General features: G+C 65.3%; 21 protein-coding genes. 12 read left to right on the top strand and 9 right to left on the bottom strand.

The features are described 5' to 3' along the window. The first annotated feature begins 6 nt into the window (after positions 1-6). From DF286_RS09470 to DF286_RS09460, 3 genes are read left to right on the top strand one after another with little or no spacing between them, the layout of a single operon-like run. Positions 7-1,446 carry an aldehyde dehydrogenase family protein gene (locus tag DF286_RS09470; protein WP_109271209.1) on the top strand — a complete coding sequence of 480 codons (1,440 nt, stop codon included), beginning with the start codon at positions 7-9 and terminating at the stop codon, positions 1,444-1,446. Positions 1,447-1,453: 7 nt separating this feature from the next. Next, a complete protein-coding gene (locus DF286_RS09465; protein WP_109271208.1) occupies positions 1,454-2,125 on the top strand; it encodes a GntR family transcriptional regulator in 672 nt (223 codons plus the stop codon). 37 nt (positions 2,126-2,162) lie between these two features. After that, on the top strand, positions 2,163-3,599 hold the full coding sequence (locus DF286_RS09460; protein ID WP_424141244.1) for an amino acid permease: 1,437 nt from the start codon (positions 2,163-2,165) through the stop codon (positions 3,597-3,599). 341 nt (positions 3,600-3,940) lie between these two features. On the opposite strand, the gene DF286_RS09455 is transcribed toward DF286_RS09460, so the two are convergent. The 3 genes from DF286_RS09455 to DF286_RS09445 all read right to left on the bottom strand — a co-directional run bounded on the left by DF286_RS09455 (position 3,941) and on the right by DF286_RS09445 (position 10,412). After that, on the bottom strand, positions 3,941-5,728 hold the full coding sequence (locus DF286_RS09455) for a DUF885 domain-containing protein (protein ID WP_243444788.1): 1,788 nt from the start codon (positions 5,726-5,728) through the stop codon (positions 3,941-3,943). 22 nt (positions 5,729-5,750) lie between these two features. Next, positions 5,751-7,394, bottom strand: a complete 1,644-nt coding sequence (locus tag DF286_RS09450) for an amidohydrolase family protein (protein ID WP_109271207.1) — start codon at positions 7,392-7,394, stop codon at positions 5,751-5,753. Positions 7,395-7,457: 63 nt separating this feature from the next. Further along, on the bottom strand, positions 7,458-10,412 hold the full coding sequence (locus DF286_RS09445; RefSeq protein ID WP_243444787.1) for a TonB-dependent receptor domain-containing protein: 2,955 nt from the start codon (positions 10,410-10,412) through the stop codon (positions 7,458-7,460). 184 nt (positions 10,413-10,596) lie between these two features. On the opposite strand from DF286_RS09445, the gene DF286_RS09440 reads away from it, so the two are divergent. Continuing rightward, entirely contained in the window at positions 10,597-11,637 is a 1,041-nt protein-coding gene (locus DF286_RS09440; RefSeq protein ID WP_109271205.1) for a proline racemase family protein, read from the top strand. Between the two features lie 6 nt (positions 11,638-11,643). On the opposite strand, the gene DF286_RS15490 is transcribed toward DF286_RS09440, so the two are convergent. From DF286_RS15490 to DF286_RS09425, 4 genes are read right to left on the bottom strand one after another with little or no spacing between them, the layout of a single operon-like run. Beyond that, positions 11,644-11,769, bottom strand: a complete 126-nt coding sequence (locus DF286_RS15490) for a hypothetical protein (protein ID WP_279379348.1) — start codon at positions 11,767-11,769, stop codon at positions 11,644-11,646. Continuing rightward, the gene (locus DF286_RS09435) at positions 11,766-12,611 is read right to left on the bottom strand and encodes a uroporphyrinogen-III synthase (RefSeq protein WP_109271204.1); all 846 of its coding nucleotides are present in this window, start codon (positions 12,609-12,611) and stop codon (positions 11,766-11,768) included. The genes DF286_RS15490 and DF286_RS09435 overlap by 4 nt, the downstream gene beginning before the upstream one ends. Continuing rightward, positions 12,608-13,078: a GreA/GreB family elongation factor gene (locus DF286_RS09430; RefSeq protein ID WP_109271203.1), complete on the bottom strand. Its 471-nt coding sequence runs from the start codon at positions 13,076-13,078 to the stop codon at positions 12,608-12,610. The genes DF286_RS09435 and DF286_RS09430 overlap by 4 nt, the downstream gene beginning before the upstream one ends. Positions 13,079-13,100: 22 nt before the next feature. Further along, the gene (locus DF286_RS09425; RefSeq protein WP_109271202.1) at positions 13,101-13,328 is read right to left on the bottom strand and encodes a hypothetical protein; all 228 of its coding nucleotides are present in this window, start codon (positions 13,326-13,328) and stop codon (positions 13,101-13,103) included. A gap of 450 nt (positions 13,329-13,778) precedes the next feature. Here DF286_RS09425 and DF286_RS09420 point away from each other — a divergent pair, with 450 nt between their 5' ends. The 7 genes from DF286_RS09420 to DF286_RS09390 all read left to right on the top strand — a co-directional run bounded on the left by DF286_RS09420 (position 13,779) and on the right by DF286_RS09390 (position 20,294). Beyond that, a complete protein-coding gene (locus DF286_RS09420) occupies positions 13,779-14,810 on the top strand; it encodes an Ldh family oxidoreductase (protein ID WP_207790019.1) in 1,032 nt (343 codons plus the stop codon). 100 nt (positions 14,811-14,910) lie between these two features. Beyond that, positions 14,911-15,096 (top strand): hypothetical protein, encoded by a 186-nt coding sequence (locus DF286_RS09415; RefSeq protein ID WP_109271201.1) that lies wholly within the window; start codon positions 14,911-14,913, stop codon positions 15,094-15,096. A 113-nt stretch (positions 15,097-15,209) separates the two neighbouring features. Beyond that, positions 15,210-15,605 (top strand): MarR family winged helix-turn-helix transcriptional regulator, encoded by a 396-nt coding sequence (locus DF286_RS09410; RefSeq protein WP_109271200.1) that lies wholly within the window; start codon positions 15,210-15,212, stop codon positions 15,603-15,605. Between the two features lie 127 nt (positions 15,606-15,732). Continuing rightward, positions 15,733-17,394 (top strand): cytochrome c oxidase subunit I, encoded by a 1,662-nt coding sequence (ctaD, locus tag DF286_RS09405; protein ID WP_109271199.1) that lies wholly within the window; start codon positions 15,733-15,735, stop codon positions 17,392-17,394. 88 nt (positions 17,395-17,482) lie between these two features. Next, on the top strand, positions 17,483-17,950 hold the full coding sequence (locus DF286_RS09400; protein WP_109271198.1) for a DUF2231 domain-containing protein: 468 nt from the start codon (positions 17,483-17,485) through the stop codon (positions 17,948-17,950). Positions 17,951-17,958: 8 nt separating this feature from the next. Next, complete coding sequence (locus DF286_RS09395; RefSeq protein WP_109271197.1) at positions 17,959-19,794, top strand: glycoside hydrolase family 15 protein; 1,836 nt, start codon at positions 17,959-17,961, stop codon at positions 19,792-19,794. Then, a complete protein-coding gene (locus tag DF286_RS09390; RefSeq protein ID WP_109271196.1) occupies positions 19,791-20,294 on the top strand; it encodes a hypothetical protein in 504 nt (167 codons plus the stop codon). The genes DF286_RS09395 and DF286_RS09390 overlap by 4 nt, the downstream gene beginning before the upstream one ends. Before the next feature lie 17 nt (positions 20,295-20,311). Here the strand turns inward: DF286_RS09390 and DF286_RS09385 are convergent, their stop codons facing one another. Together DF286_RS09385 and DF286_RS09380 are read right to left on the bottom strand one after the other, a co-directional pair. Beyond that, positions 20,312-20,761: a DUF6306 domain-containing protein gene (locus tag DF286_RS09385; protein WP_243444786.1), complete on the bottom strand. Its 450-nt coding sequence runs from the start codon at positions 20,759-20,761 to the stop codon at positions 20,312-20,314. Next, on the bottom strand, positions 20,748-22,307 hold the full coding sequence (locus tag DF286_RS09380) for an FAD-dependent oxidoreductase (protein ID WP_109271194.1): 1,560 nt from the start codon (positions 22,305-22,307) through the stop codon (positions 20,748-20,750). The genes DF286_RS09385 and DF286_RS09380 overlap by 14 nt, the downstream gene beginning before the upstream one ends. Before the next feature lie 195 nt (positions 22,308-22,502). Here DF286_RS09380 and secY point away from each other — a divergent pair, with 195 nt between their 5' ends. Continuing rightward, positions 22,503-23,864 carry a preprotein translocase subunit SecY gene (gene secY, locus DF286_RS09375; RefSeq protein ID WP_109271193.1) on the top strand — a complete coding sequence of 454 codons (1,362 nt, stop codon included), beginning with the start codon at positions 22,503-22,505 and terminating at the stop codon, positions 23,862-23,864. The last annotated feature ends 45 nt before the right edge of the window (positions 23,865-23,909 follow it).

Genomic DNA, 23,909 nt, shown 5'->3' with positions numbered 1-23,909 from the left:
CGAAACATGACCGAGACCATCACCCTTTCCCACCACGTCGCCGGCCGCGCCGTCACCGGCTCCACCGCCTTCGAACAGAGCAACCCTGCCCTGCCGGACGATCTTCGCGTCGAAGGCCCGGAAGCGGCGCCGGACCTCGTCGCCGAGGCGGTGGCCGCCGCGCGCGGCGCCGTCGATGCGCTCGCTTCGGCCGGCATCGAGGCGCGGGCCGATGCGCTCGCCCGTATCGGCCGCGCCCTCGCCGCCGAGGCCGACCGCCTGGCGCTGCTCATCGCCCGCGAGACCGGCAAGACCTTGGGCGATTCCAAGGGCGAGGTGATGCGGGCCGCCCGGCTGTTCGACTTCTTCGCCGGCGAGACGCTGCGTAATGTCGGCGAACGCTTCGCCTCCACCCGCCCCGGCGCGACCGTCGAGGTCGACTACGCGCCCGTCGGTGTCGTCGCGGCGATCACGCCCTGGAATTTCCCCATCGCCATCCCGGCCTGGAAGATCGCCCCGGCGCTCGCCTTCGGCAACGCGGTGGTGTGGAAGCCGTCGGAAATCTCCTCCGCTACCGCCGACGCGCTGATGAAGATCATCGCGGAAAGCGGCCTCCCCGCCGGCAGCGTCAACATGCTGCTGGGCGCCGGTGGCGCCGGCAAGGCGCTGACCGAAGCCGACGGAGTCGACGCGATCAGCTTCACCGGATCGGTCGCGACCGGCGAGCGCGTCCGCCTCGCCGCCGCTCAGCGTTCCGTCCGGGTGCAACTGGAGATGGGCGGTGTGAACGGTCTCATCGTCATGGCCGATGCCGATCTGGACAATGCCGTCGACTGCGCCGTGAACGGCGCCTTCTTCGCGGCCGGGCAACGCTGCACGGCCACGTCGCGCATCATCGTCGAGGAAGCGATCGCCGACCGCTTCGTCGAGGCGGTGAAGGCGAAGGTCGCGACCCTCAAGATCGGCGACCCGCGCGATCCGGCCACCCAGGTCGGACCGCTCGCCGCGCCGCGCCAGAAGCAGCTCATCGCCCGCCAGGTGGCCGAGGTCGAAGGCACCGGGCTGAAGCCCCTCTTCGGTGGCAGCGCCGCGGAGATGGAGCATTGCTTCTACGCGCCGACGCTGTTCGACAATGTCTCGACCGCCAGCACGCTGGGCCAGGAGGAGATTTTCGGCCCGGTCGCCGGCGTCATCCGTGTAAACGGCTTCGATGAGGCGATCGAAACGCTGAACGGCAACCGCTTCGGCCTGTCCGCCGGCATCTGCACGCGCTCGCTGCTCCACGCCGAGGAGTTCAAGCGTCGCGCCCGCGCCGGGATGCTGATGGTGAACCTGCCCACGGCCGGCGTCGATTATCACGCACCGTTTGGCGGCACCGGCGCCTCCAGCTACGGTCCGCGCGAGCAAGGCCGCGCCGCACGTACATTTTATACGATATTGAAGACAAGCTACCAAAAAGCGTTATGATCGCTTCATGAGCAGCATTGTCGTCCGCAATCTTTCCGACCAGCTCGTCGAGCTGGTGCGCGACCGAATTCTTTCCGGCGAGGTCACCGCCGATCTGCCGATCCGCCAGGACGCGTTGGCGGCGGAACTCGGCGTCAGCAAGATCCCGCTCCGCGAGGCGCTGACCCGGCTGGAACAGGAAGGACTGATCCGCTCCCAGGCGAACCGCGGCTTCTTCGTTCGGCCGCTGTCGACGCAGGAGGCCGAGGAAGTCTACGCCTTGAGGTTGAAGCTGGAGCCCGATGCGGTGGCCTTGGCGGCCGAGCAGGCGAAGGACGATGAGCAGGCGGTCGCCCGCCAGGCGCTGGCCGAGCTCGACCGGGTGACCGACGCCCGCGGCGAGAGCGTCGGCGCGTTCAACCGCGCCTTCCACCTCGCGCTCGTGCGGCCGGCCGGCCAGCCGATCACGTTCAGCATCATCGAGCGGCTCCACATCCTTTCGGAGCGCTATGTCCGCAAGCATCTGGAGCCCTCGGGACGCGACGAACGCGCGATCGACGAGCACCGCAGCATGTTGGAGCGCTGGCTGGCCCGCGACGGCAGGACCGCCGCGTCGCTGACGCGCACCCATATCGAACAAACATTGGAGGATCTGCGCCGGCAGCTGTCGGCGGAACGCAAAGAGCAGAAGCCGGAATAGCCGGCCGCATAAAAATCCAGGAAAGAGGAACACCGAAGTGGCGCAAAGTATCTTTGGCCCGCGCAAGCCGTTGCACGCCGACGGCACGCTCGAGCCCGACCGAGTATTAAGGAAAACCCTCAGCTGGCCTCATCTCGTGGCGTTGGGCGTCGGAGCGATCGTCGGCACCGGCATCTACACGCTGACCGGGGTCGGGGCGGACCGGGCGGGGCCCGCGGTGATCCTTGCCTTCGCCATCGCCGGCGCGGTCTGCGCCTGCGCGGCGCTCGCCTATGCCGAGCTGGCGACGATGATTCCCACCTCGGGCAGCGCCTACACCTATACCTATTCCGTGCTGGGCGAGACGCTCGGCTGGATCGTCGGCTGGAGCCTCATCCTCGAATATTCGGTGGCCTGCAGCGCGGTGGCGGTCGGCTGGTCCGCCTATCTGGTCGGCTGGCTCGAGGCGGCGGGAATACATCTTCCACCCCTCTTGCTAGTGGGGCCCCATGAAGGCGGCATCGTCAACCTCCCCGCGGTGCTGGTGGCGCTGACCATTGCCGGAATGCTGATGGCGGGCACGCGGGAAAGCGCGACTTTCAACATCTTCCTCGTCGTTATCAAACTCGCCGCGCTCGGCGTATTTGTAGCGCTCACTCTCCCAGCCTTCGACTCCGCCAACCTGACGCCCTTCATGCCCTATGGCTTCGGCAGCGTTGTGCAGGACGGGGAGACTCGCGGCGTGATGGCGGCGGCGGCGATCGTCTTCTTCGCCTTCTACGGCTTCGACGCGGTCGCGACATCGGCCGAGGAAGCGAAGAATCCGTCCCGCGACCTCAAGATCGGCATCATCGGATCGATGCTGACGGCGACCTCGATCTACATGCTGGTCGCGATCGGCGCGGTCGGCGCGATCAGCTACACGGTGCTCGCCGACTCCGCCGAACCGCTCGCCTTCGTGCTGCGCGCGCTCGATCATCCGTTCGCGGCGTCCGCAGTGGCGCTGGCGGCGATCGTTGCGCTGCCGTCGGTGATCCTGGTGATGATGTACGGCCAGAGCCGCATCTTCTTCGTCATGTCGCGCGACGGGCTGCTGCCGCGCTGGGCGAGCAAGGTGTCGCCGCGGACCGGCTCGCCGGTGCTCATCACCGGCCTCACCGGCCTGTTCGTCGCCGCCTTCGCCGGCTTCTTCACGATCGGCGACCTGGCGGAGCTCGCCAATGCCGGGACGCTGCTCGCCTTCATCGCGGTCGGCGCCTGCCTGATGATCCTGAGGAAAACGCAGCCCGATCTGCCGCGCGTGTTCCGCTGCCCGCAGCCCTATGTGGTGGGCACGCTCGCGATCGTGGGTTGCGCTTATCTCATGCTCAGCCTGCCGGAGATCACCCTGATGCGCTTCGTCGCCTGGAACGCGATCGGCCTTGCAGTCTATCTGCTCTACGGCCGCGCGCGGAGCATGCTCACCCGCGACATCCTCGCGGTCGAACGATCCTGATCTCGGCGCAGAGCGCAGGAAACGAAGGGGCGGCCTACGGGCCGCCCCTTTTTTGTGGCCCACAGCAGTGGAGGTCGCGCCGACCGAGCACCTACACCGGCGTCATGTCCGCGAAGGCTGGCATCCATGCAGCGGTCGCGACCGACACCGTCTGAACCCGGCCTTCGCTGGGTAACGGATGGTTGGTGTCTGATGAAGGATTGAGAGGGCGCGGATGTTGGCGCCGGGTCACTCTCAGTTTCCGCGTCGCTTTGGAGCCCCCGCTGCGCTTCACCCGAAAACAACTGCGCCGGCCGTCGGGGAGACGGCCGGCGCAGCGCTTTTGGCTCGAAACGGCTGCCTTAGGGGGCAGCGGCGGTCATGGGCGGGTTCTCGCCGCCATCGGCGATGAACTGCTTCATCCTCTCCTCCAGCACCGGCAACGGCACCGACCCGATCTGGAGGATCGCGTCGTGGAACTTGCGCTGGTCGAACTTCGGCCCGAGCGCCTGCTCCGCCTCGCGGCGGTGGCGGCGGATCTGGAGCTCGCCCAGCTTGTAGGAAACGGCCTGTCCCGGCCAGGCAATGTAGCGGTCGACCTCGGTCGTGATCTCATGATCCGAGAGGGCCAGATTGGCCTTCATATAGTCGAGCGCCTTTTCGCGGCTCCAGCCATAATGGTGGATGCCGGTGTCGACCACGAGCCGGACGGCGCGCCACATCTCGTAGGTGTGGCGGCCGAACTCCTGATAGGGCGTCTCGTAAATGCCCATCACGGTGCCAAGCCATTCGGTATAGAGGCCCCAGCCCTCGCCATAGCCTGAGAAATAGGTGGCGTTACGGAAAGCCGGACGCGGGGGTCCTTCGAGGGCGAGCGCCCCTTGGAAGCTATGCCCCGGGGTGCATTCGTGCAGCGCGAGCGACGGCAGGGTGTAGAGCGGGCGCGCCGGTAGGTTGTACGTGTTGAACAGGCAGCTTTCGAGACCGCCGCGTCCACCGGTGTAGATTGGCGCCAACGCCTCGGGCACCGGCAGGATGCCGTGGCGGAAGCGGGGCAGGAAGCCGATCGTGTCCTTGAGCTTCAGATCCGCCTTCTTCACCCAATAGGAGGCCTCGGCGATTAGTTCGTGCGGCGTCTTGGCGTAGAATTGCGGATCGGTCTTCAGGAAGTGCCGGAACTCGCCGAGCGTGCCGTTGAAGCCCGCCTTCTTCTTCGTCGCCTCCATCTCGGCCGTGATCCGAGCCACTTCGCTTAGGCCGATCTTGTGGATCTCCTCGGGCGTCAGCTTCAGCGTCGTGAACTTCTCGATCATCGCCTGGTAATAGGCCTTGCCGTCCGGCAGCGAGGACGCGCTGATGTTCGTCCGCGCCTTCGGCAGATATTCGTCACGGATGAAGGAGAGGAGCTCGGTATAAGCGGGCACCGCCTGTTGCGCGATGACCTGCTTGGCCTCGGCCTTCAGTCGCTCCTGCTCCGCCGCCGGAATATTCGACGGCATTTGCAGGAAGGGGACGTAAAGCGGATTGGTCTCGTCGGCCTTGGTGTAAGGCTCGATCGTCTTGTCGCGGCCGGTCACCGACACCTTGGGCACGGTGAAGCCGCGGGCGAGGCCGGCGCGCATGTTGGCGGTCTGCTCGGCAAAGTAGCGCGGCACGTCCTTGAGGCGCCCCAGATAACGCCGATATTCGTCGGCATCCTGGAAGCCTTCGCGCGGGCTGAAGTCAGTCCAGAAGAAGCTGTCGGAGTTGAACGGCGCCTCATAGGTCTTGAAGCGTATGTCGTTGACGAACGCCGTGATGATCGTCTCGAACACCTCGGCGTTGATCTTTTCCTCGGGAGACAGCTGGTCGCGCGGGATTTTGCCCAACTCGGAGAGAACGTTCGTCCAATATTCGAGCCGACGCTGCTGGGTCGCCGCGTCGACGCGGGGGAGGTGGTCGGCCGTAGCGCCGCGCCCGTCCTCGCCCGGTTCGCGCGCCATTTCCTTCTCGCGCCAGTCCCACTCGGCGTCGTACAGCGCCTTCAGCCGCGCGTCGGCGCTGCCCGGAACCGTTTGCGCCGCGCCGGCCGACGGCTGGGCCCAGACGGGTGCTGCCGGCGCGGCGATCATGAGGGCCGTCGCCATCGCGGCCCAGGATATGGTCTTCATTATATGCCCTCCTTGCATCCTCTTATCGGGTGAGGTCGACCGCCTCGATCTTCATCGGGCCGGCCGGAATGTTCCGCTCCGTCTTCTGCCGCGCCACCATGTCGCGCACCTCCGCGCGCAGTTCGCGCGCGTCGTAGATGATGCCGTCCTTGACCGTGTAGCGGATGCCGCCGACGCGCTCGACCTGCTTGGTCTCGTCGTTGAGCTTGACCGTGCCGGTGCCGAACAGCAGCTTCAGGTTCGCGATCGGGTTGCCGTCCACGATGACGAGGTCCGCCTTGCGGCCGACGCGGATGGTGCCGAGTTCGTTTTCATGGCCGAGCGCCTCCGCGCCTGCCTGCGTGGCGGCGTGGATCACCTCCAGCGGGCTGAAGCCGGCCTCGCGCAGCAGCAGCATCTCCTGAGTGTAGCCGAAGCCGTAGAGATTGTAGATGAAGCCGCTGTCGCTCCCCACCGTCACGGTGCCGCCCCGGTTCTTGTAGTCGTTTACGAAGCGCATCCAGAGACGGTAATTCTCCTTCCACGCCATCTCGTCCTCGGTGGTCCAGTCGAACCAGTAGGAACCGTGATTGGTGCGGCTGGGGCGATACCAGTCCCACAGCGACGGCAGCGTATATTCGTCGTGCCAGGTGGCGCGGCTCATGCGCATGAAGTCGCGGCTGGTGAGATAGGCGGTGAAGGTGGGGCTGAGCACGAAATCGCGCTCCAGCAACGTGTCCATCACCTTGTTCCAGGCGTCGGAGCCGGGCTCGGCCGCCTGCTTCCAAAGACGTCCGGCCTCGCCGAAGCGCATCTGCTCGTCATTGTTCACATAATCGGTCGGCCAATCCTGGACCGAGCGATCGGTGAACATGGCTTCGGGAAGGCCGTACCAATGCTCCATCGAGTCGAGGCCGTGGGCGGAGGTGCGGAGCACGTCGGCATAGGCGACCACCTGCTGGGCATGGTGCATGGTCGTCCTGAGGCCGACCTTCTCGGCTTCGTCGAGCGCGGCGTAGAGCACATCCTCCTCGCCGCCGATGAACTTGATGCCGTCGGCGCCGCGACGCTTGGCCTCGCGCACGGCGTGGCGCGCCATCTCCGGATCGTTGACCGGCTTGTCGAGGATGTCCTGGAACATCGGATAGATGTCGATGCGGGGTGCGACGATTTCGTTGGCAGCACTGCGGCGCTTGATGTCGACCAGCCATTCGATCGGGCGCCCGCTGCTGCCGACGTCGCGTACCGACGTGACGCCGTTCGCCAGCCACAGCTTCAGCACATATTCGGAGGGGACGTTCTGGCCGTCCTCCAGGCTGTGCAGATGGACGTGGGAGTCGACGAAGCCGGGCAGGACATAATGGCCGGTGAGGTCGATCTCATGATCGCCGGGCGCGGCGCGGCGATTTTCGTCAATGGCGCCTGGCGAACCGATCGATTTGATCTCGGCGATGCGGTCGCCCGAGAGGACGATGTCATAAGGCCCCTGCGCAGGCGCGCCCGTGCCGTTGACGATGGTGACGTTGCGGAGGACGATCCGCTGATAAGGACCGATCCCTTCGGTGCGGGCAGGGATCGGATCCGGAACCGACGCGCCGGGCGCGGCCGGAAGGGGGGCGGCCACCATCGCGGCCAGCAGGGCGGTGGCGCCTAGGGAGCGCATCAATCGGCTGCGAACATTCTTCATCTTCGACAATCCTCTTCCCAAAAGAAATGCGCCGCCGGGGGGACCGGCGGCGCGGGGGGAACATCAGAACCTCAGCCGTGCTCCCAGGAAGAAGCGGCGGCCGACGACATCGTAGAGGGATGGGTCGGTATTGGTATCGGCGGAGATCGCCGTGCCGAGAATCGGCGGCTGGTTGTCGAAGAGATTGTCGATGCCGCCGAACAACTCGACCTCCTCCGTCACCTCAGCGGTGAATGCGGCGTCGAAATACCACTGCGCCGGCGCGCTCTCGACCGCAGCGATGATGCCTGGGTAAAGCTTCATGTCGCCGATCATCCGGCCCGCCAGCCGAACGGAGAGTGGGCCGCTAGCGTAAGTCGAGCTCAGGTTCAGCTTGAAGTCCGGCGAAGCGAACACCCCGTTGCCCGTGCAGCCGCCGCCGAAATGACCGGCGCAATCGAGCGGATCCTGATCGGCGATCACTTGCGTCGACCGCTCGAACAGGAAGCTGGCCACGGCGCTGAGCGCGAGCGTGGCATTGTCGCCCCCGATCTGGCCGAACGGCAGGTCCATCCGGTAATCGACTTGCGCGTCGACGCCTTCAACCTTCAGCGAACCGATATTGCTGAGCTGGGTCGACACGAAATTGATCTGGCCGTTCGGGAAACGGTTGATCGCCCGGCAAGTCGCCGAATTCTGATCCAGCGTCGTGAAGCAGTCGTTCAACGTTTGGTTGGCGTTGATCCGCGCGATCGCGTCGTCGACCGTGACGTTAAAATAATCGACTGTGAGGTTGAGGTTTGGGATGAAGGGCGGCGAGATCACTGCCCCCACGGTGAACGTCTTCGAACGCTCCTCGGTCAGGTTCGGGTTGCCTCCAGTCCGGGCATCGAAGCCGACGTTCGCCTGAGTGAAGGTCGGAAGGTCCGCCCGTGCGACACCCTGGGCGACGCAGAGGTCCTGCTGGGCCTGGGTCGGATTGCGCGAGGCGATGCAAGGATCCTCGCCCGAGGTGAAGCCCGTGTTGATCGGATCCTTCAGCTCATTGATGGTGGGCGCGCGGATGGCTCGGTTGAACGCCGAGCGGAAGCGGATCCAGTCGACCGGCGCATATTCGGCACCGACCTTCCAGGTGAAAACGCCGCCCACCGCGCTGCTGTCGCCACCATAATCGGAGTAGCGCGCGGCGCCCTCGATCGCGAGTTCGTCGGCAAAGGCCATGTCGGCGAGGATCGGGATGCGCAGTTCGCCGAACACTTCGGAGACGTTGGTGCTGCCCTCGACCGGCGACTGCGACACCGAGCCGTATTCACGCGCAATGTCGAGCGGGCTCGGATTGAAGACGTAACGATCCTTGCGATACTCGCTGCCGAGCGCGAGCGCCACCGGCCCGGCCGGCAGGTCGAACAGAGTGCCGCTCAGCGAGCCGCCCATCATCGTACGGGTGAAACGGTCGTCGCTCGCCCTCACCGGCGTGATGAAGGCGGCCGCCTCCGGGCTGATGGTGTCGAGGCCAAAGATGTTGACCGGCACGCAGCCCAGCGTCTGGTTGCGGCAGACGATATTGCCGTCGGCGTCGACGATCGTGTCGAGACCCTGGCTGAGGCGGGTCTGCGAGATGTAGTTGGTCGTCCGCGTGTCGGTGCGGTTGCGCTGATACTGGAAGAAACTGTCGTAATTCCAGTCGCGCCCGATCATCTCGAACGATCCGCGCAGGCCGGTGGTGAGGCTGAAGGCGTTGCGCTCATAATCGTTCTCGCGCGGTCCAACCTCGCTGTAGCGGCGGCCCGCGCCGATCACGGCGGCGGTGCCGTCGCCGTCCGGATCGAAGATCGCGGCATTGTTGGTGAAGAAGTCGCGAACCGCCGGGAGCAGGCTGGAATTGGTCGCGTAGTTGGGGATCAGCAGCGTGCCGCTGCCCGCGCCCGGCGTCAGCGGGGTCTCCGACGCCGGCGCGAGTTGGGAGCGGTTGCGAGTGTTGACGTAATAGGCCTCGCCATAGAGCTCGACCGCGTCTGAGATCTCGTAGCGGGCGAGCGTCGACACCTGGAAGCGCTCGAGCGGGCGCTGCAGATAGTTGAAGGACGAATAGTTATAGGCGTCCTCCGGGTTGCAATAGGGGAGGACCTGCCCGTTCTCGCCGAAGCGGATGCCGGTGATCGAGGTGCAGGCACCGCTCGGCGTCAGGTCCACTCCGACCAGCTGGTCGCGCTGGGAGCTGCTGAGGCTGATGCGGGTGCCGGGAATGGCACTGGAGCCGCCGGGGACCAGCTCACCGTTGATCGTGTCGAGCGGCACGCGGGAGAAGGCGCGGCCCGACTGAAAGATCGGATCACGCTTCGTGTAGGAGCCCGACACGGTGACGTTGCCGCGGCCATCCTCCAGGTTGGAGCCGACGGTGAGGTCGATCTTGTGCGAGGCGCCGTCGTCCCGGAAGGTCTGCCCATATTGGTAGCTCGCTTCGACACCGTCGAAGCTGTCGTCGAGGATGAAGTTGATGGCACCGGCAATCGCGTCGGAGCCGTAGACCGCCGAGGCGCCGCCGGTGATGATCTCGACCCGCTTGATGAGCGCGTCCGGAATGGACGAGAGGTCGACCTGGCCGTCCGAGTTGGCCGGAATGAAGCGGCGGCCGTTGACCAGCACCAGTGTCCGCGTCGCGCCGAGGCCGCGCAGGTTGGCGGTCAGCACGCCCGATCCGCCACCATTGTTGACGTTCGACGTGTTGCCCGACGACAGCTGGGGAAATTCGTTGATCGTGTTTTCGAGAGTGACGCTGCCCGAGAGCTTAACGTCGCTTTCGCCGACCACAGTCAGCGGGCTCGGCGCAGCGAGATCGCTGCGGATCAAGCGCGAGCCGGTGACGACGATCGCGGCGCCTTCCGAGGGCGCCACTTCGGCGGCTCCAATCGGCTCCGCCGCCGGCGCCGGCGCCTCCTGCGCGAGCGCGGCCGGAGCGACGATTGCAGCACCGCACAGGAACGATGTCGCCATCAAGGCGCGGCGACACGAAAATAGTCTTTTGCTGGAACCCTTCATGATGTCTCCCCTTGAGAACCTTATGTTTTTGCCGCGCTTTTTCATCCGTGGTTCGCGCCGGGGTTTCACCCGCACGTCCCGCCGAATCTTGCGGTCGTTTAATGTATACGAAATACGATATACGTCACTTGACCCCTGTCAATAGCGGGCGCACCACAGGTCGAAATGGCAAAGGAGCGGATTGATGAACTCAGATGTGAGGCGGCTTTTCGTTACCGACATGCACACCGCCGGGGAGCCGGTGCGCATCGTCACCGGCGGCTATCCGGAGCTTTCCGGCGCCACGATCCTCGACAAGCGCCAGGAGGCGCGGCGACTCCACGACGACCTTCGCCGAGCCCTGATGCTGGAGCCGCGGGGGCATGCCGGCATGTATGGCGTGATCCCGGTCCAGCCGAGCGATCCGCGCGCCGACTTTGCCGCCCTGTTCACCCACGGCGAGGGCTACAGCACCATGTGCGGCCATGCGACGATCGCGCTCGGCCAATGGCTGGTGGAGAGCGGCCGCCTGCCGGCCGTGGAGCCAGAGACCCGATTCGCGCTGGAACTCCCCTGCGGCGTGGTCGACGTCCGATGCCGGGTCGAAGATGGCCGAGTCACCGCCACGGCCTTCGACAGCGTGCCTGCCTTCCTCAGCCAGACCGACGTTCAGCTCGATGTCCCCGGCCTTGGATCGGTCACGTTCGATCTCGCTTATGGCGGCGCCTTCTACGCAGTGCTGCCGGCGTCCCGCCTCGGACTCGACTTCTTCGAGACGCCGCTCGACCGACTGGTCGCGGCCGCGGCCGCGCTTACCGACGCGGCCCGAAAAGCGCTCGACATTGTCCATCCCGAGGCGGAGGATCTGGGCTTCCTCTACGGCACGATTCTGACCGACGACGCGCCGCCGCCTGAGCCGACCTATAATCTCTGCGTCTTCGCGGACGGCCAGATCGACCGCAGCCCCACCGGCAGCGGCGTCACCGCGCGGCTGGCGCGGGATCATGCGCGCGGACTCATTGCGCCCGGCGTCGAACGCCGCTTCTTTGGCCCCACCGGAATTCCCTTCAGCGGAAGCGTGATCGAGCTATTGGACGCTCCGGTGTCGGGCGCCGTCCGCGCGCGCGTATCCGGCCGGTCCGCCTGTAGTGGGACGGCGGTTTTCGAAATTCATGCCGACGACCCGCTCGGCCTCGGCTTCACCTTGCCGGCTCGTTTCGGCGCACAGGTGGGCGCAGGCGACTGACAGGCGTCAGGGCAGGGCCTCGCCGGCGGGGAGCAGCGCCGAGGCCAGGAAGAACATCGCCAGAAACAGCAGCAGGATGATGGCCTGGGTCAGGCACCCATTGGGGCGCGGCGCCGATGGATGCGTGTTCATGCCGCGCTCGGGGGTGTCGGATCGTCGGGATGGGGAGCGGGAGGCAGGTTGGGCCGGCGAAACGGGACCACGACGCCCTGTCCTGGCGTGGACGTCTTGTCCGAAGGGTCTTTGTCCTGATCCTCGTTCATCGTCGCCACGACGAGATCCCGCAATGCACGATCGTTGGGCCGCCGAGCGACCTCGGTGCGCACCCCGCCAAGGCCCTTTAGAGGCGCGGCCGCCGCCTCCGAAATGCAATAGGCCGCACCGTTCCAGCGACCGCTGAGATCGGCCAGGAAGGACGCGACACGCTTGCCCGCGCGTGGAGAGTGGATGATGACGCCGTCAACCCAGGGCAGCGCCGCCAAAGCAGGCCTGAGCTGGTCAAATTCCGTGTCGACGCTTTCGTAGACGGACCGCCTCTCGGCGTCGAACCCGACCTGGCGAAGCTGCCCAACCAAGTCCCCTGCGGGCGCAGCCGCGGAGAGGTGGACGATTCGGGCCGGAGGCACCAGGCGCGTGCGAATGAGGTCGTAGAGATCGACGACATCGCCGCCGGCCGAAGTGACATTCGCGTAGCCGGCATCGCGAGCGAGCTTTGCCGTCCGATCGCCGACCGCGAATACCGGAGTTCCCGCCAATGACTCGCAGAACCGATGATGGCGAACGCCGTTCGGGCTGGTGAAGACGAGCGCGTCCACGTCAGCCGAGACCCTGTCGTGCTCGAGCGGCCTCGTGTGCAGCACGGGAAGCTTCAACGGGTTATGCCCCGCCGCCTGAAGATGTTCCGCGGTCTCGTGATTGAAGGGCGCGGATCGCGTCACCCAGAGAAAGAGCGGTCGAGCGGGCGTGTCGTTCATGATGGTGACCTCGGGCCGAGCCAGTCCGTCAGGCCGGGACATTTCTCGACCTGGACGATCGTCAAATCGCACAGCGTGCCGCGTTCATCCGGCCACAAGATGGTCTGGCCGCTGCGCAGCCCGATGAGCCCCGCCCCCAAAAGGGAGGTGATCGGCAGCCCGTAGGCGGGCGCGTGAGGCGACGGATGGATCAGCTGGCAGAATTGCGGCGGCCCGCCGTTGTGGACGAACTCGAGATAGCTGTTCATCGACACGGTCTTGCGGGAAAGCTCAGCGTTGCAAACGATGTGCGCCATTCGAAGCTTCCTCAGGAGCAGGCACGAGGTGACGTCGTCATCGAGGGTGACGGCGACGGTCCTGAGATAATGAACTTCGTCTTCGCAAATAGTCAGCTCCACGTCCTTGTGGAGCGCGGCCCACAGGCCGCCGAGACTATCGGCGAACGAAAGCTGGAGTGCGGGCTGCATCTCTTTGTCTTTCCGCCGATCGCTACTGAAGCGTGCTTACCGTTTCGGACCCCGTCCGCCGCTTGGAGCCGCGGCGGGCCCGAGCCAGCTCGGCGACGCGCTTCGCCATCGCGCGGGCGCGCGGGAAGGTCTTCGATTCCAGCTCATTGAAATCGGGATCGGAGGCGAAAAACCGGAAACCGCCGCGAACCTTGACCGCGACACCGACTACCTGGCGATCCGCCTCCACGATGAAACGATCATCAACCATTCTACAACTCCAAATCCGAAAGCCCCCGTTCAGACGATGCGGAACGCCCGGCGGCGTTGGACACCGATGACGCTATGGCTGTTCCGATTGGGGATTTTTTTGTCCCCGCCAGGCAGGACGAAAACCGGTCCTGCCGCCAGCCCCGGGTCGAAGCGCCCACCGCAGGGATGAGCCGGCCCAGGGCCTATAGGCGTGCGGTACTGCTTCCCGGGTGCAGTTCCGGGCGGAAGATCTGAAGAATTTCACGCATGATGCAATCAATATGGCTCGCCATTTTTAGGTGTCAAGCTCGCCAAAATACCGTCTGGCGCACTTCAGCCCACCATTTTTCGAAAAAGAATAGAGCAGCCGAATACTGGTGCCTAATGCAGAAACACTTCCCATGGATTGTCGGCTTGACCCCTGACCTTGCCATGGTAGGGGCTGCAAAATCGTATACGATCATGGGAGATGGTGGTGGTTTCCGAGACTAGCGACATCGTGGTCATGTCGCTCGATGAGATATTCGCGCTGGCTTATCGGGTGCTGAGCGGGGCCGGTCTGTCCCGAGCGCATGCCGAAGCGGTGGCGCATACCATCATGGTGAGCGAGCGGGACGCCTGCGCCTCGCACGGGCTGCACCGCCTGCCCGGCTGCGTGATGACTATCCGCTCGGGCAAGCTGTCCCTCGATGCCGAGCCCAAGGTCGAGGACGTGACCCCCTCGCTGGTCCGGGTGGATGCGGGCTATGGCTATTCGCGCTTGGCTTTCGACCGCGGCACCCCTTCCCTGGTGGAGAAAGCGCGCCGGTGCGGGATAGCGGCCATGGCCATCAACGACTGCTTCCATTTTTCGGCCTTGTGGCCGGAAGTCGAGGCACTGACCGACCTCGGCTTGGCGGCCCTCGCCATGACCCCCAGCCACGCCTGGGTCGCGCCCGCAGGCGGCACTAGGGGGTTGCTCGGCACCAATCCCATCGCCTTCGGCTGGCCGCGCTCGGGGCGACATCCCTATGTGTTCGACTTCGCTACCAGCGCCATGGCGCGCAGCGAGCTCGCCCGGCGCAAGTCGGAGGGCACTCCCATAGTGGAAGGCATCGGTCTCGGCCCGGATGGGACGCCCACGACGGATGCCTCCGCAGCGCTGGACGGTGCGATGCTGACCTTCGGCGGTCACAAGGGCTCGGCGCTTTCGACGATGATCGAGCTCATGGCCGGGCCGCTCATCGGCGATCGGACCAGCCTCGCGTCGATGGAGTTCGACGAGGATCTGAAGCTCGCCCCCTGCCACGGCGAGTTGGTGATGGCGTTCGATCCCGCCGTGATGGCCGGAGGCCGCGTCGATCAAGGCACCGCCTGGGCCGAGGCTCTGTTCAGTGGGTTTGCCGAGCAGGGCGCGCGGTTGCCGTCCGAGCGCCGTTATGCAGCGCGCGCCAGAACAATTGCGGAAGGCGTGTCGGTCCCGCGCCCGCTCCACGAACGTCTCCTCGCCTTGGAAAGCTAGGAAGTGCGGCCCCAATCCGCCGCATGGCGCAAGCTTGAATTATATATCGCATTACGATACATGATCCTGAACCAATCGCCTGTTTTCAAGGGACGAATATATGATCCCCCTCGTCTGGATATATGTGCTCGCCTTTCTCGCCGGCTTGGGAATCTTGTTCGCCTGGCTCATCAACACGCAGCCCGCCGCCCCCGGCAAGGATCGCCCCCAACCGCCAAAGTCGGACGAGGCTGGGACGCCGCGCGCGGACCCGGAACCCTATCACAAACTCGGCCCCTGGTATTGAAAAAGGTTTGGGAGCGGGGCGTGGCAGAATCGGGCTTTGAGGCCCGGCCGCGGTTGATCGAGCGGTGCTTTTGTTGAAGAGGAAGTTTCCCTGGAGCGTGGCGGACCTCTTCGATGCTCGACGACAATGACTATCGGATCATGGCTGCGGTTCGGGCGGAACTCAGAGGCTTCGCCCATTTCACCGAACGAGTCGTCAAGGCGGCGGGTCTCACGCCCCAGCAGCACCAGGTGTTGGTCGCCCTCAGGGCCGCGAAAGATGGCGCGCTGACGATCGGGCAGCTGGCCGAGACGTTGTTGCTCCAGCCCCACAGCGTGTCGGGCCTGGCGGATCGATTGGAGGCGCTCGAACTGGTCGAGCGCGTGCGAAACGAGGACGACCGCCGCAGCGTCAGCCTGCGGCTCACCCCCAAGGCGCGCGACATCATGGCTTCGCTCTCGACCACACATCGCGACGAGCTTCGCCGGATTCGCCCCCTCCTCATCTCACTGCTGTCGCAGCTCGACTGAGCCCTCCGTCGCAAAGGCCCGGGCAACAGGTCTTGCTATATCTCGGATCGCGATATATTTGAACCATGTCTAACGCGCATGGCGGTCTGCGAGACTGGGCCGCATTCGTCCACGAACAGGTGCGGGAATGGCTCATACGACCGCCGACGCTCTCTTTTTCGACGCCGGTCAAAAAACTGAAGCGGGTTCCACCGGCCACAGGCCCGGCTTCTTCGCCCGCTGGTTCATGTCCACCAACCACAAGGATATCGGTACCCTCTACCTGATCTTTTCGATCGTGGCAGGGATCATCGGCGGGACGATCTCCGGGCTGATGCGATTCGAGCTGATGGAGCCGGGCGTCCAGTATCTGGAGGCCTGGTCCGGGGCGGCCTCGTTCGACGAGGCGCTGCACTTCTGGAACGTCCTGGTGACGGCGCACGGCCTTGTCATGATCTTCTTCACGATCATGCCGGCGATGATCGGCGGCTTCGGCAACTGGTTCGTGCCGCTGATGATCGGCGCCCCGGACATGGCCTTCCCGCGGATGAACAATGTCAGCTTCTGGCTGCTGCCGCCGGCGTTCCTGCTGCTGTTGGGATCGATCTTCGTTCCGGGCGGCATGGGCGACGGGGCCGGCACCGGCTGGACCCTTTATGCGCCACTTTCCACCAGCGGCCATCAAGGCCCCGCCGTGGACATGGTCATCTTCTCCGTGCACCTAGCGGGTGCCAGCTCGATCCTCGGCGCGATCAACTTCATCACCACGATCTTCAACATGCGCGCGCCGGGCATGACCCTGCACAGAATGCCACTGTTCGCCTGGTCGGTGCTGGTGACGGCGTTCCTGCTGCTGCTTTCCCTACCCGTGCTGGCGGGCGCTATCACCATGCTGCTGACCGACCGCAACTTCGGCACGACCTTCTTCGACGCCTCGGGCGGAGGCGATCCGGTGCTCTACCAGCATCTCTTCTGGTTCTTCGGCCACCCCGAAGTGTACATTATGATCTTGCCGGGCTTCGGCATCATCAGCCAGGTCGTCGCCACCTTCAGCCGCAAGCCGGTGTTCGGCTATCTCGGCATGGTCTATGCGCTCGTCGCGATCGGCACGATCGGCTTCATCGTCTGGGCCCACCACATGTTCACGGTCGGCATGACGGTGAACACCAAGCTCTATTTCAGCGCAGCGTCGATGGTGATCGCCGTGCCGACCGGCATCAAGGTCTTCTCATGGCTGGCGACGATGTGGGGCGGATCCCTCGTGTTCCGGACACCCTTGCTCTGGGCGCTCGGCTTCATCTTCATGTTCACGATCGGCGGGGTCACCGGCGTGGTCGTCGCGAACGGCGGCGTCGACAACTATATGCACGACACCTACTATGTCGTCGCCCATTTCCACTATGTGCTCTCACTCGGCGCCGTGTTCGCTCTCTTCGCCGCCTGGTACTATTGGTTCGGCAAGATGTGGGGACGCCAATATAACGAACTGCTCGGCCAGCTTCACTTCTGGACCTTCTTCATCGGCGTCAACGTGCTGTTCTTCCCGATGCACTTCCTGGGCCTGGACGGCATGCCGCGGCGCTATCCCGACTATCCGGACGCCTATGGCGGATGGAACGAGGTCGCGACCTACGGCTACATGATCATGGCCGTCGGCATGCTGTTCTTCTTCGTCAACGTCATCTGGTCTCTGGTCGCCGGCAAGAAGGCTCCGGCCAATCCGTGGGGCGAAGGTGCGACGACGCTGGAGTGGACGCTGTCCTCGCCGCCGCCCTACCACCAGTTCGAAACGCTGCCGAAGGTGCATTGAGAGTCCCCGCGCCGGCTCACCACAGAGTCGGGAACCCCGGAGCCCCCGCCGGCGTCTAATCCGCGTTCCACGCTGAAAAGGACGTGCAATGACTCCAGGGAATCCGAAGAGCACGGCGCATATCGCCACCCATCCAATTCATCCGATGCTTATCCCCTTCCCGATCGCCTTCCTGGTCGGGACTTTGCTGAGCGATATCCTGTTCTCGCAAACCGGCGACGCCTTCTGGGCCACGGCCTCGCTTTACCTTCTCGGCGCCGGAATCATCATGGCGCTGGCGGCCGCGCTCGCGGGCTTTGCCGACTTCTTCGGAGACCGCCGGGTCAGGGCCCTCTCCCATGCCTGGCAGCACATGATCGGCAACCTCGTCGCGGTGCTCCTCTCCATTTTCAACCTGTGGATCCGCCTCGGCGATCCCGAGAGTGCGATCCTGTCGATTGGCCTCCCGATCTCCGCACTGGTGGTCTTGATCCTGCTTTTCACCGGCTGGCGCGGCGGCGACCTCGTCTATCGCCACCGCGTCGGAATTCCCGATGAAGGGCCCGGCGCCCTATAGGCAGAGCCGTGGCGGCAGGCGCGCAACCGCGGGAGGCTGAGGTAAAGGGGCTCAGGACGAGCCCGATCTCCGACTATGCCCTAATAGGGGATTGCCGCTCCGCAGCGCTGGTCTCGAAAGGCGGATCGATCGACTGGCTGTGCTTGCCGAACTTTGCCAGCCCCAGCGTCTTCGCCGCCATACTCGATCCGCAAGTCGGCGGCCGCTTCAGCATCGCGCCCGAAGGCGAGTTCACCTGCAGCCGCCGCTATGTCGGCCAGACCCCGGTCCTGGAGACGACATTCGAAACCGCCACCGGTTCGGTGAAACTTACCGATGCGATGATCATCGGCGGCTCCGCACACAACTTCGAGCCGCGCCGGGAGATCGTCCGCCTGGTCGAAGGGCTCCAGGGATCGGTGGTTCTCGACCTCCGCTGGCAGCCGCGGCCGGACTATGCACGCGGACGTTTCAAGCTGCGGCGGCGGGGCCATGATTGGGCTTGCACATGGCGCAACGAGTTGCTCCTGCTCCGGTCCGACCAGGAGCTTCACGGGACCGGAAGCGATGTCACCGGCCGCATCGAGGTTAACGCGGGCGAGCGGCTTTCCTTCTCGCTCTCCCATGAAAAAGGCGAGATCGCGGTGCGGCTTCCGCTCGGCCGCGACGCCATCGACCGGGTCGAACGCACCGCCGCCTGGTGGCAGGGCTGGGCGGACGGCTGCTCCTGCACCGGCCCCTGGCGCGACGCGGTGCTGAGAAGCGCCGTCACCCTAAAGCTCATGACCTTTGCCTTGTCGGGTGCCGTCGTCGCCGCGCCGACCACATCGCTGCCGGAGTGGATCGGCGGCACGCGCAACTGGGATTATCGCTATTGCTGGCTCCGCGATGCGGCGCTGACGATGCGGGCCTTCACCGGCCTGGGCTTGAGGCGCGAGGCCGATGCCTTCCTGCGCTGGTTGCTGCACGCGACGGCGCTTACCCGGCCGCGGCTGCGCGTCGTCTACGACGTCTATGGCCGCGTGCGGCTGCCGGAGGCGGAACTGACCCATCTCGACGGCTATGCGGATTCGAGGCCGGTGCGGATCGGCAACGGCGCCTACGATCAGACCCAGCTTGACGTTTACGGCGGCGTCATCGCGGCCGCAGCCGATCTCGTCGAGACAGGCGGAACTCTGCAGCGGGACCAGCTCAAGCTGCTCGCCGGCTTCGGCCGGACAGTCTGCGAAATCTGGCGCCAGCCCGATAATGGAATCTGGGAAATGCGGGACCGGAAACGCCATCACAGCTTTTCCAAGCTGATGTGCTGGGTAGCTCTCGATCGACTGCTGGCGCTCAGCGGGATGCAGGAGATGGACATCCCGGCCGGTCGCTTCGAAGAGGAACGCGCCGCCATCGCCGAGGCGATCGACACGCGCGGCTTCAATGAAAACCTGTCAAGCTATGTCGGCCAGTTCGAGGGCGACCGCCTCGATGCATCGCTCCTGCTCATGCCGTGCCTCGGCTATGGCGATCCCGCCGATCCAAGGCAGCGTTCGACATTCGAGCGGATCGACGAGCGGCTCAGCGTGGACGGGCTGATGTATCGCTACGAGCCGGCCAGCGACGGGCTCGCGGGCCCGGAAGGGGCCTTCGGCATCTGCAGCTTCTGGGCGGTCGAGAACCTGGCCCGCCGCGGCGAGGTCGAACGCGCCGAGCGCCGGTTCGAGCGGCTCCTCGAGCGGGCGAACGACATCGGCCTCTTCGCCGAAGAGATCGATCCGGAAACCGGCGCGGCCCTGGGCAATTTTCCGCAAGCCTTCACCCATGTCGGGCTCATCAATGCCGCGCTTGCGATAGAGCGGGAGAAAGGGAGTTCGCGATGAGCCTGGCCGACCTGCCCCCGGTCCTCGAGATGATCATCTGGGGCGCCATCGCCACCGCGGCGATGACCGGCCTGATGCAGGGTGCGCAGGGGCTGGGCCTCTCCCGCCTCAGCATCCCCTTCATGGTCGGCGCGATCTTCAGCGGAGACAGGAGGGTCGCGACCGTCGTCGGGTTTGCGGTCTATTTCATTGGCGGCTGGATCTTCGCCTTCGTCTACTTCCTGATCCTGGCGAGTCTGGACCTGCTCAACTGGTGGGCGGGCGGCTTGGTCGGGCTCCTCCACGGCCTGCTGCTGCTGGTCGCGGCGCTTCCCCTGTTTCCCCTGATCCATCCGCGCATGACTTCGGATTTCGATGCGCCGGTCGCCCGGCCGGTGCTGGAGCCGCCCGGCTTTCTCGGCCTCCACTATGGGGGCGGAACGCCGGCGACGATGCTGCTGGCCCAAGGGGTCTATGGTGTCCTGATCGGCGGCCTGCACCAGGTTAGTCGGTTGTTGTAGAGCAACTCCGGCTTGTGTCAGGCCGCTCCGCTTCGCATGTCGAGAATGACCTGATCCGTCGCGGCGATGTTCTCGACATGGCTGTCCGCCATCTCGCGCAGGTCCGCCCGGAGGACCTCGTCCTCCACGCGCGGAATCAGCGCCTCCAGCCGGCGGACGACCCAACCCTGGCCTCGGTTCAGCAGGCTCAATCGTTGGACCGTCCCGTCCAGCGCCATGACCTTGTCGTAGAAGGCGCCGCACTGGCTGGACGCGGAGCCGCCGAGCCGCTCGATCTGGCCGGCCAGCATGGCACACCAGCGCGCCTCATCGTCGCGAAGCCTGGTCATGAAGGCGTCCATCGTCTCGGTCGAGGCGGTCTTGCGGCCGGCAAGCGCCACTCTCACCCCGGCCCGCTCGGCTTCGAGCAGCTCGTTGAGGGCTGCCAGCAGCTCGTCGGCGTCCATCAGGCGGTCATTGGTTTCCACGGCAGGATTTGTTCTCGGCGGATTCGGGGCCGCATTCAAGGAAGAGTTCGTCCTCCAGATTCTCGCGGTCCCTTCCGACGGAGGCGGACGCACGCAGTTCTCCATTCTCGAAATAGCGCGCGGTGAAGGCGCCCGCGTCCATGTCGCCGTCTATCCGCACCTCGTCCCAGCGCGGCGCGCGGCCGACATAGCGAAGCGCGGTGCCGTACTGCTCGCTCCAGAAGAAGGGGACATGGGAGAAGGGCTTGCGCAGGCCGAGCATGTTGGCGGCGGCGATCCGCCCCTGTTCGAGGGCGGTCACCCAATGTTCGATGCGGCCGCGTCGGCCCGAGCGGGGGTCCGGATAATTGGCGACATCGCCGGCGGCGAAGATGCCGGAGACGCTGGTTTCCAGATATTCGTCGACCGGGATGCCGTCCTCGGCCGTGAGGTCGAGGGAAGCCGCCAGCGCCGTTCGTGGACCCACGCCGACGCCGACCAGGACGAAGTCCGCTTCGACCTTCTCGCCCTTGTCGAGCGTCAGGACGTGGCCGTCGAACTCGCTGGCCGTCCGGCCCAGGTGGAAGCGGACGCCATTCCGCTCATGCAACCGCTGGAGGAAGCGACCTACCTCGGACCCGAATATCCGCTCGAACGGAATCTCGGCGTGTGAAATCACGGCGACCTCCACGCCCCGCGTTCGCAGGGCGGCCGCGGCTTCGAGGCCGATGAAGCTCGAGCCGATGATCGCCGCCCGCGCACCGGCCTCGGCTCGTTCGATGATGTGGCGGGCATCCGCCAACGACCGCAGCGTGTGGACATTGGGGCGATCGAAACCGGGCGCACGGAGCGAGATCGGCTCCGACCCGGTGGCGATCAGCAGCCGGTCGAACGGGAATGCTTCGCCCGACCGCGCCACCGCCGTCCGCTCCTGCGCATCGATGGCCACGATCTCGGTATCGAGACGAAGGTCGATGGCGCGATCCCGATAATAGCCGTCATCGCGCAGCGGCACCCATTCTTCCTGCGCCGTGCCCGCCAAATAGTCCTTCGACAGGTTGGGGCGGTCGCAGGGCGGGTCCCGATCGCTGCTGATCATGGTCAGACGGCCGCCATAGCCGAGGCGGCGAAGCGCATCGGCGGAGGCGAAGCCGGCCGCACCGCCGCCGACTATGACCATGGAGCTGATGTCGGCGGGCAGCGCCATGGTTCCGGCCGGGGCCGGCGCGGTCTCCTTTTCCCTCACGAAGACGAGAGCCCCCTCGCGCTCCACCCTCCATCGAGGCAGCGGATCGAAGGCCGGGGAACGCAGCGCCGCGCCGGTGCGAAGGCTGAAGCAGGCATGGTGCCAGGGGCAGCGGACCGTCTCCCCCGTCACCAGCCCGGCGGCGAGATGCGCGCCATAATGGGTGCAGGCGCCGCCGACGGCGAACAGCTCGTCATTCACGCGGGTGAGGAGCACGGGCTCATCCTTCACCCGCCCCGCGAGGGTGCCGTGCAATGGCAATTCTGCCAGCCTCACACCCTCCGAAAAATCGGGTCCCGTTGCGGCGGCGGTCTCACCCACGATCGTCTCCTGGCTGCTCCCCCCATTTGATGAAGGCGCCGTGCAAAGGTTCCCTGAGACCGGCAGCGGCGGCCGTGCTGCCACCTATCAAATTTTTTGGGGTTAGCCGCGATAATATTAGTTTGTCTTGCCGGCTCAATGCCCTGACAGACACAGGTGGAACCCAGCAGGCTTTCCCGGTCGAGGCGCGTAGCAATGGCATCACATGCCGAACAACTGATCGGCAATATCAACCTGGCGAACTTCGCCAAGGCCACCGATCTCAAGAAGCGCCTTTGGTTCACCCTGGGCGCGCTGGTCATCTTCCGGCTGCTCACCTTCGTGCCGCTGCCCGGCATCGACCCGCGCGCGCTCGATCAACTCTTCCAGACGACTCAGGGCGGGGTGCTCGATCTTTTCAACATGTTCTCGGGCGGCGGGCTCGAACGGATGAGCCTCATCGCGCTCGGCGTCATGCCTTACATCACCGCCTCGATCGTCATGCAGATGGCGACCTCGATGTCCCCCAACCTCGCGGCGCTGAAAAAGGAGGGGGAGAGCGGCCGCAAGAAGATCAATCAATATACCCGCTACGGCACCGTTTTCCTCTGCATCATCCAGGGCTATTTCGTCGCTGTCGGCCTCGAAAGCTGGGGCGCGGGACAAGGCGGCTCGGCTGTGATCGATCCCGGCTGGATGTTCCGCCTGACCGCCGTCGTGAACCTGGTCGGCGGCACCATGTTCCTGATGTGGCTCGGCGAACAGGTCACCAGCCGCGGCGTCGGCAACGGCGTCAGCCTCATCATCACCGCGGGCATCGTCGCGCAGATCCCGACCGGCGTGGCCCAGGCGCTGGAAGGCAGCCGCACGGGCAGCCTTTCGCCCCTGCTCGTCCTCGGCGTGCTCGCCTTCGCCGCTATCCTCGTCCTGTTCATTTGCTTCATGGAACTCGGCCAGCGTCGGGTCCTGATCCAATATCCCAAGCGCCAGACGATGCACTCGGGCATGAAGGCCGAGCGCTCGCATTTGCCGCTCAAGGTCAACACGGCGAACGTCATCCCGCCGATCTTCGCCTCATCTCTGCTGCTGATGCCACTGACGGTCGCGCAGTTCGCCGGCAACCGCGTCCAGGGCGAGAGCTTCTGGGGCGACATGCTGATCACGGTCACGACCGCGCTCCAGCACGGCGCGCCGCTGTACATGTTCCTCTACGGCGCCGGCATCGCCTTCTTCTGCTTCTTCTACACCGCCGTGGTGTTCAATCCGGAAGAGACGGCCGATAATTTGAAGCGCTATGGCGGCTTCATTCCCGGCATCCGCCCCGGCAAGCGCACCGAGGAATATCTGGATTACGTGCTGACCCGCATCACCGTGACGGGCGCCGCCTATCTGACGTTGACCTGCCTCATCCCCGAATATCTGATCGCCCGGGCCGGCATTCCCTTCTATCTGGGCGGCACCAGCCTCATCATCGTCGTGAACGTCACGATGGACACGGTGACCCAGATCCAGAGCCACCTCATCGCCCATCAATATGGCGACCTCATCAAGAAGGCGAAGCTGAAGGGCAGCCGCTGAGCCGGCTATTCGCGCAGGCTGGACTCAAAGGAGATCGGCTGACCG

It is taken from the genome of Sphingosinicella humi (assembly GCF_003129465.1).
GTDB classification, from domain to species: domain Bacteria; phylum Pseudomonadota; class Alphaproteobacteria; order Sphingomonadales; family Sphingomonadaceae; genus Allosphingosinicella; species Allosphingosinicella humi.
Note: the sequence above shows the minus strand (reverse complement) of the source record. Positions and strands in the feature narration are given on the sequence as shown.

What these genes read in the sequence shown, in the direction of transcription:
- DF286_RS09445 (WP_243444787.1), bottom strand. Translation starts at nt 10,412, where the DNA reads ATGAAGGGTTCCAGCAAAAGACTATTTTCGTGTCGCCGCGCCTTGATG.
- DF286_RS09420 (WP_207790019.1), top strand. Translation starts at nt 13,779, where the DNA reads ATGGTGGTGGTTTCCGAGACTAGCGACATCGTGGTCATGTCGCTCGAT.
- DF286_RS09425 (WP_109271202.1), bottom strand. Translation starts at nt 13,328, where the DNA reads ATGGTTGATGATCGTTTCATCGTGGAGGCGGATCGCCAGGTAGTCGGT.
- DF286_RS09435 (WP_109271204.1), bottom strand. Translation starts at nt 12,611, where the DNA reads ATGAACGACACGCCCGCTCGACCGCTCTTTCTCTGGGTGACGCGATCC.
- DF286_RS09410 (WP_109271200.1), top strand. Translation starts at nt 15,210, where the DNA reads ATGCTCGACGACAATGACTATCGGATCATGGCTGCGGTTCGGGCGGAA.
- DF286_RS09430 (WP_109271203.1), bottom strand. Translation starts at nt 13,078, where the DNA reads ATGCAGCCCGCACTCCAGCTTTCGTTCGCCGATAGTCTCGGCGGCCTG.
- DF286_RS09415 (WP_109271201.1), top strand. Translation starts at nt 14,911, where the DNA reads ATGATCCCCCTCGTCTGGATATATGTGCTCGCCTTTCTCGCCGGCTTG.
- DF286_RS09470 (WP_109271209.1), top strand. Translation starts at nt 7, where the DNA reads ATGACCGAGACCATCACCCTTTCCCACCACGTCGCCGGCCGCGCCGTC.
- DF286_RS09450 (WP_109271207.1), bottom strand. Translation starts at nt 7,394, where the DNA reads ATGAAGAATGTTCGCAGCCGATTGATGCGCTCCCTAGGCGCCACCGCC.
- DF286_RS09390 (WP_109271196.1), top strand. Translation starts at nt 19,791, where the DNA reads ATGAGCCTGGCCGACCTGCCCCCGGTCCTCGAGATGATCATCTGGGGC.
- DF286_RS09455 (WP_243444788.1), bottom strand. Translation starts at nt 5,728, where the DNA reads ATGAAGACCATATCCTGGGCCGCGATGGCGACGGCCCTCATGATCGCC.
- secY (WP_109271193.1), top strand. Translation starts at nt 22,503, where the DNA reads ATGGCATCACATGCCGAACAACTGATCGGCAATATCAACCTGGCGAAC.
- ctaD (WP_109271199.1), top strand. Translation starts at nt 15,733, where the DNA reads ATGGCTCATACGACCGCCGACGCTCTCTTTTTCGACGCCGGTCAAAAA.
- DF286_RS15490 (WP_279379348.1), bottom strand. Translation starts at nt 11,769, where the DNA reads ATGAACACGCATCCATCGGCGCCGCGCCCCAATGGGTGCCTGACCCAG.
- DF286_RS09440 (WP_109271205.1), top strand. Translation starts at nt 10,597, where the DNA reads ATGAACTCAGATGTGAGGCGGCTTTTCGTTACCGACATGCACACCGCC.
- DF286_RS09400 (WP_109271198.1), top strand. Translation starts at nt 17,483, where the DNA reads ATGACTCCAGGGAATCCGAAGAGCACGGCGCATATCGCCACCCATCCA.
- DF286_RS09465 (WP_109271208.1), top strand. Translation starts at nt 1,454, where the DNA reads ATGAGCAGCATTGTCGTCCGCAATCTTTCCGACCAGCTCGTCGAGCTG.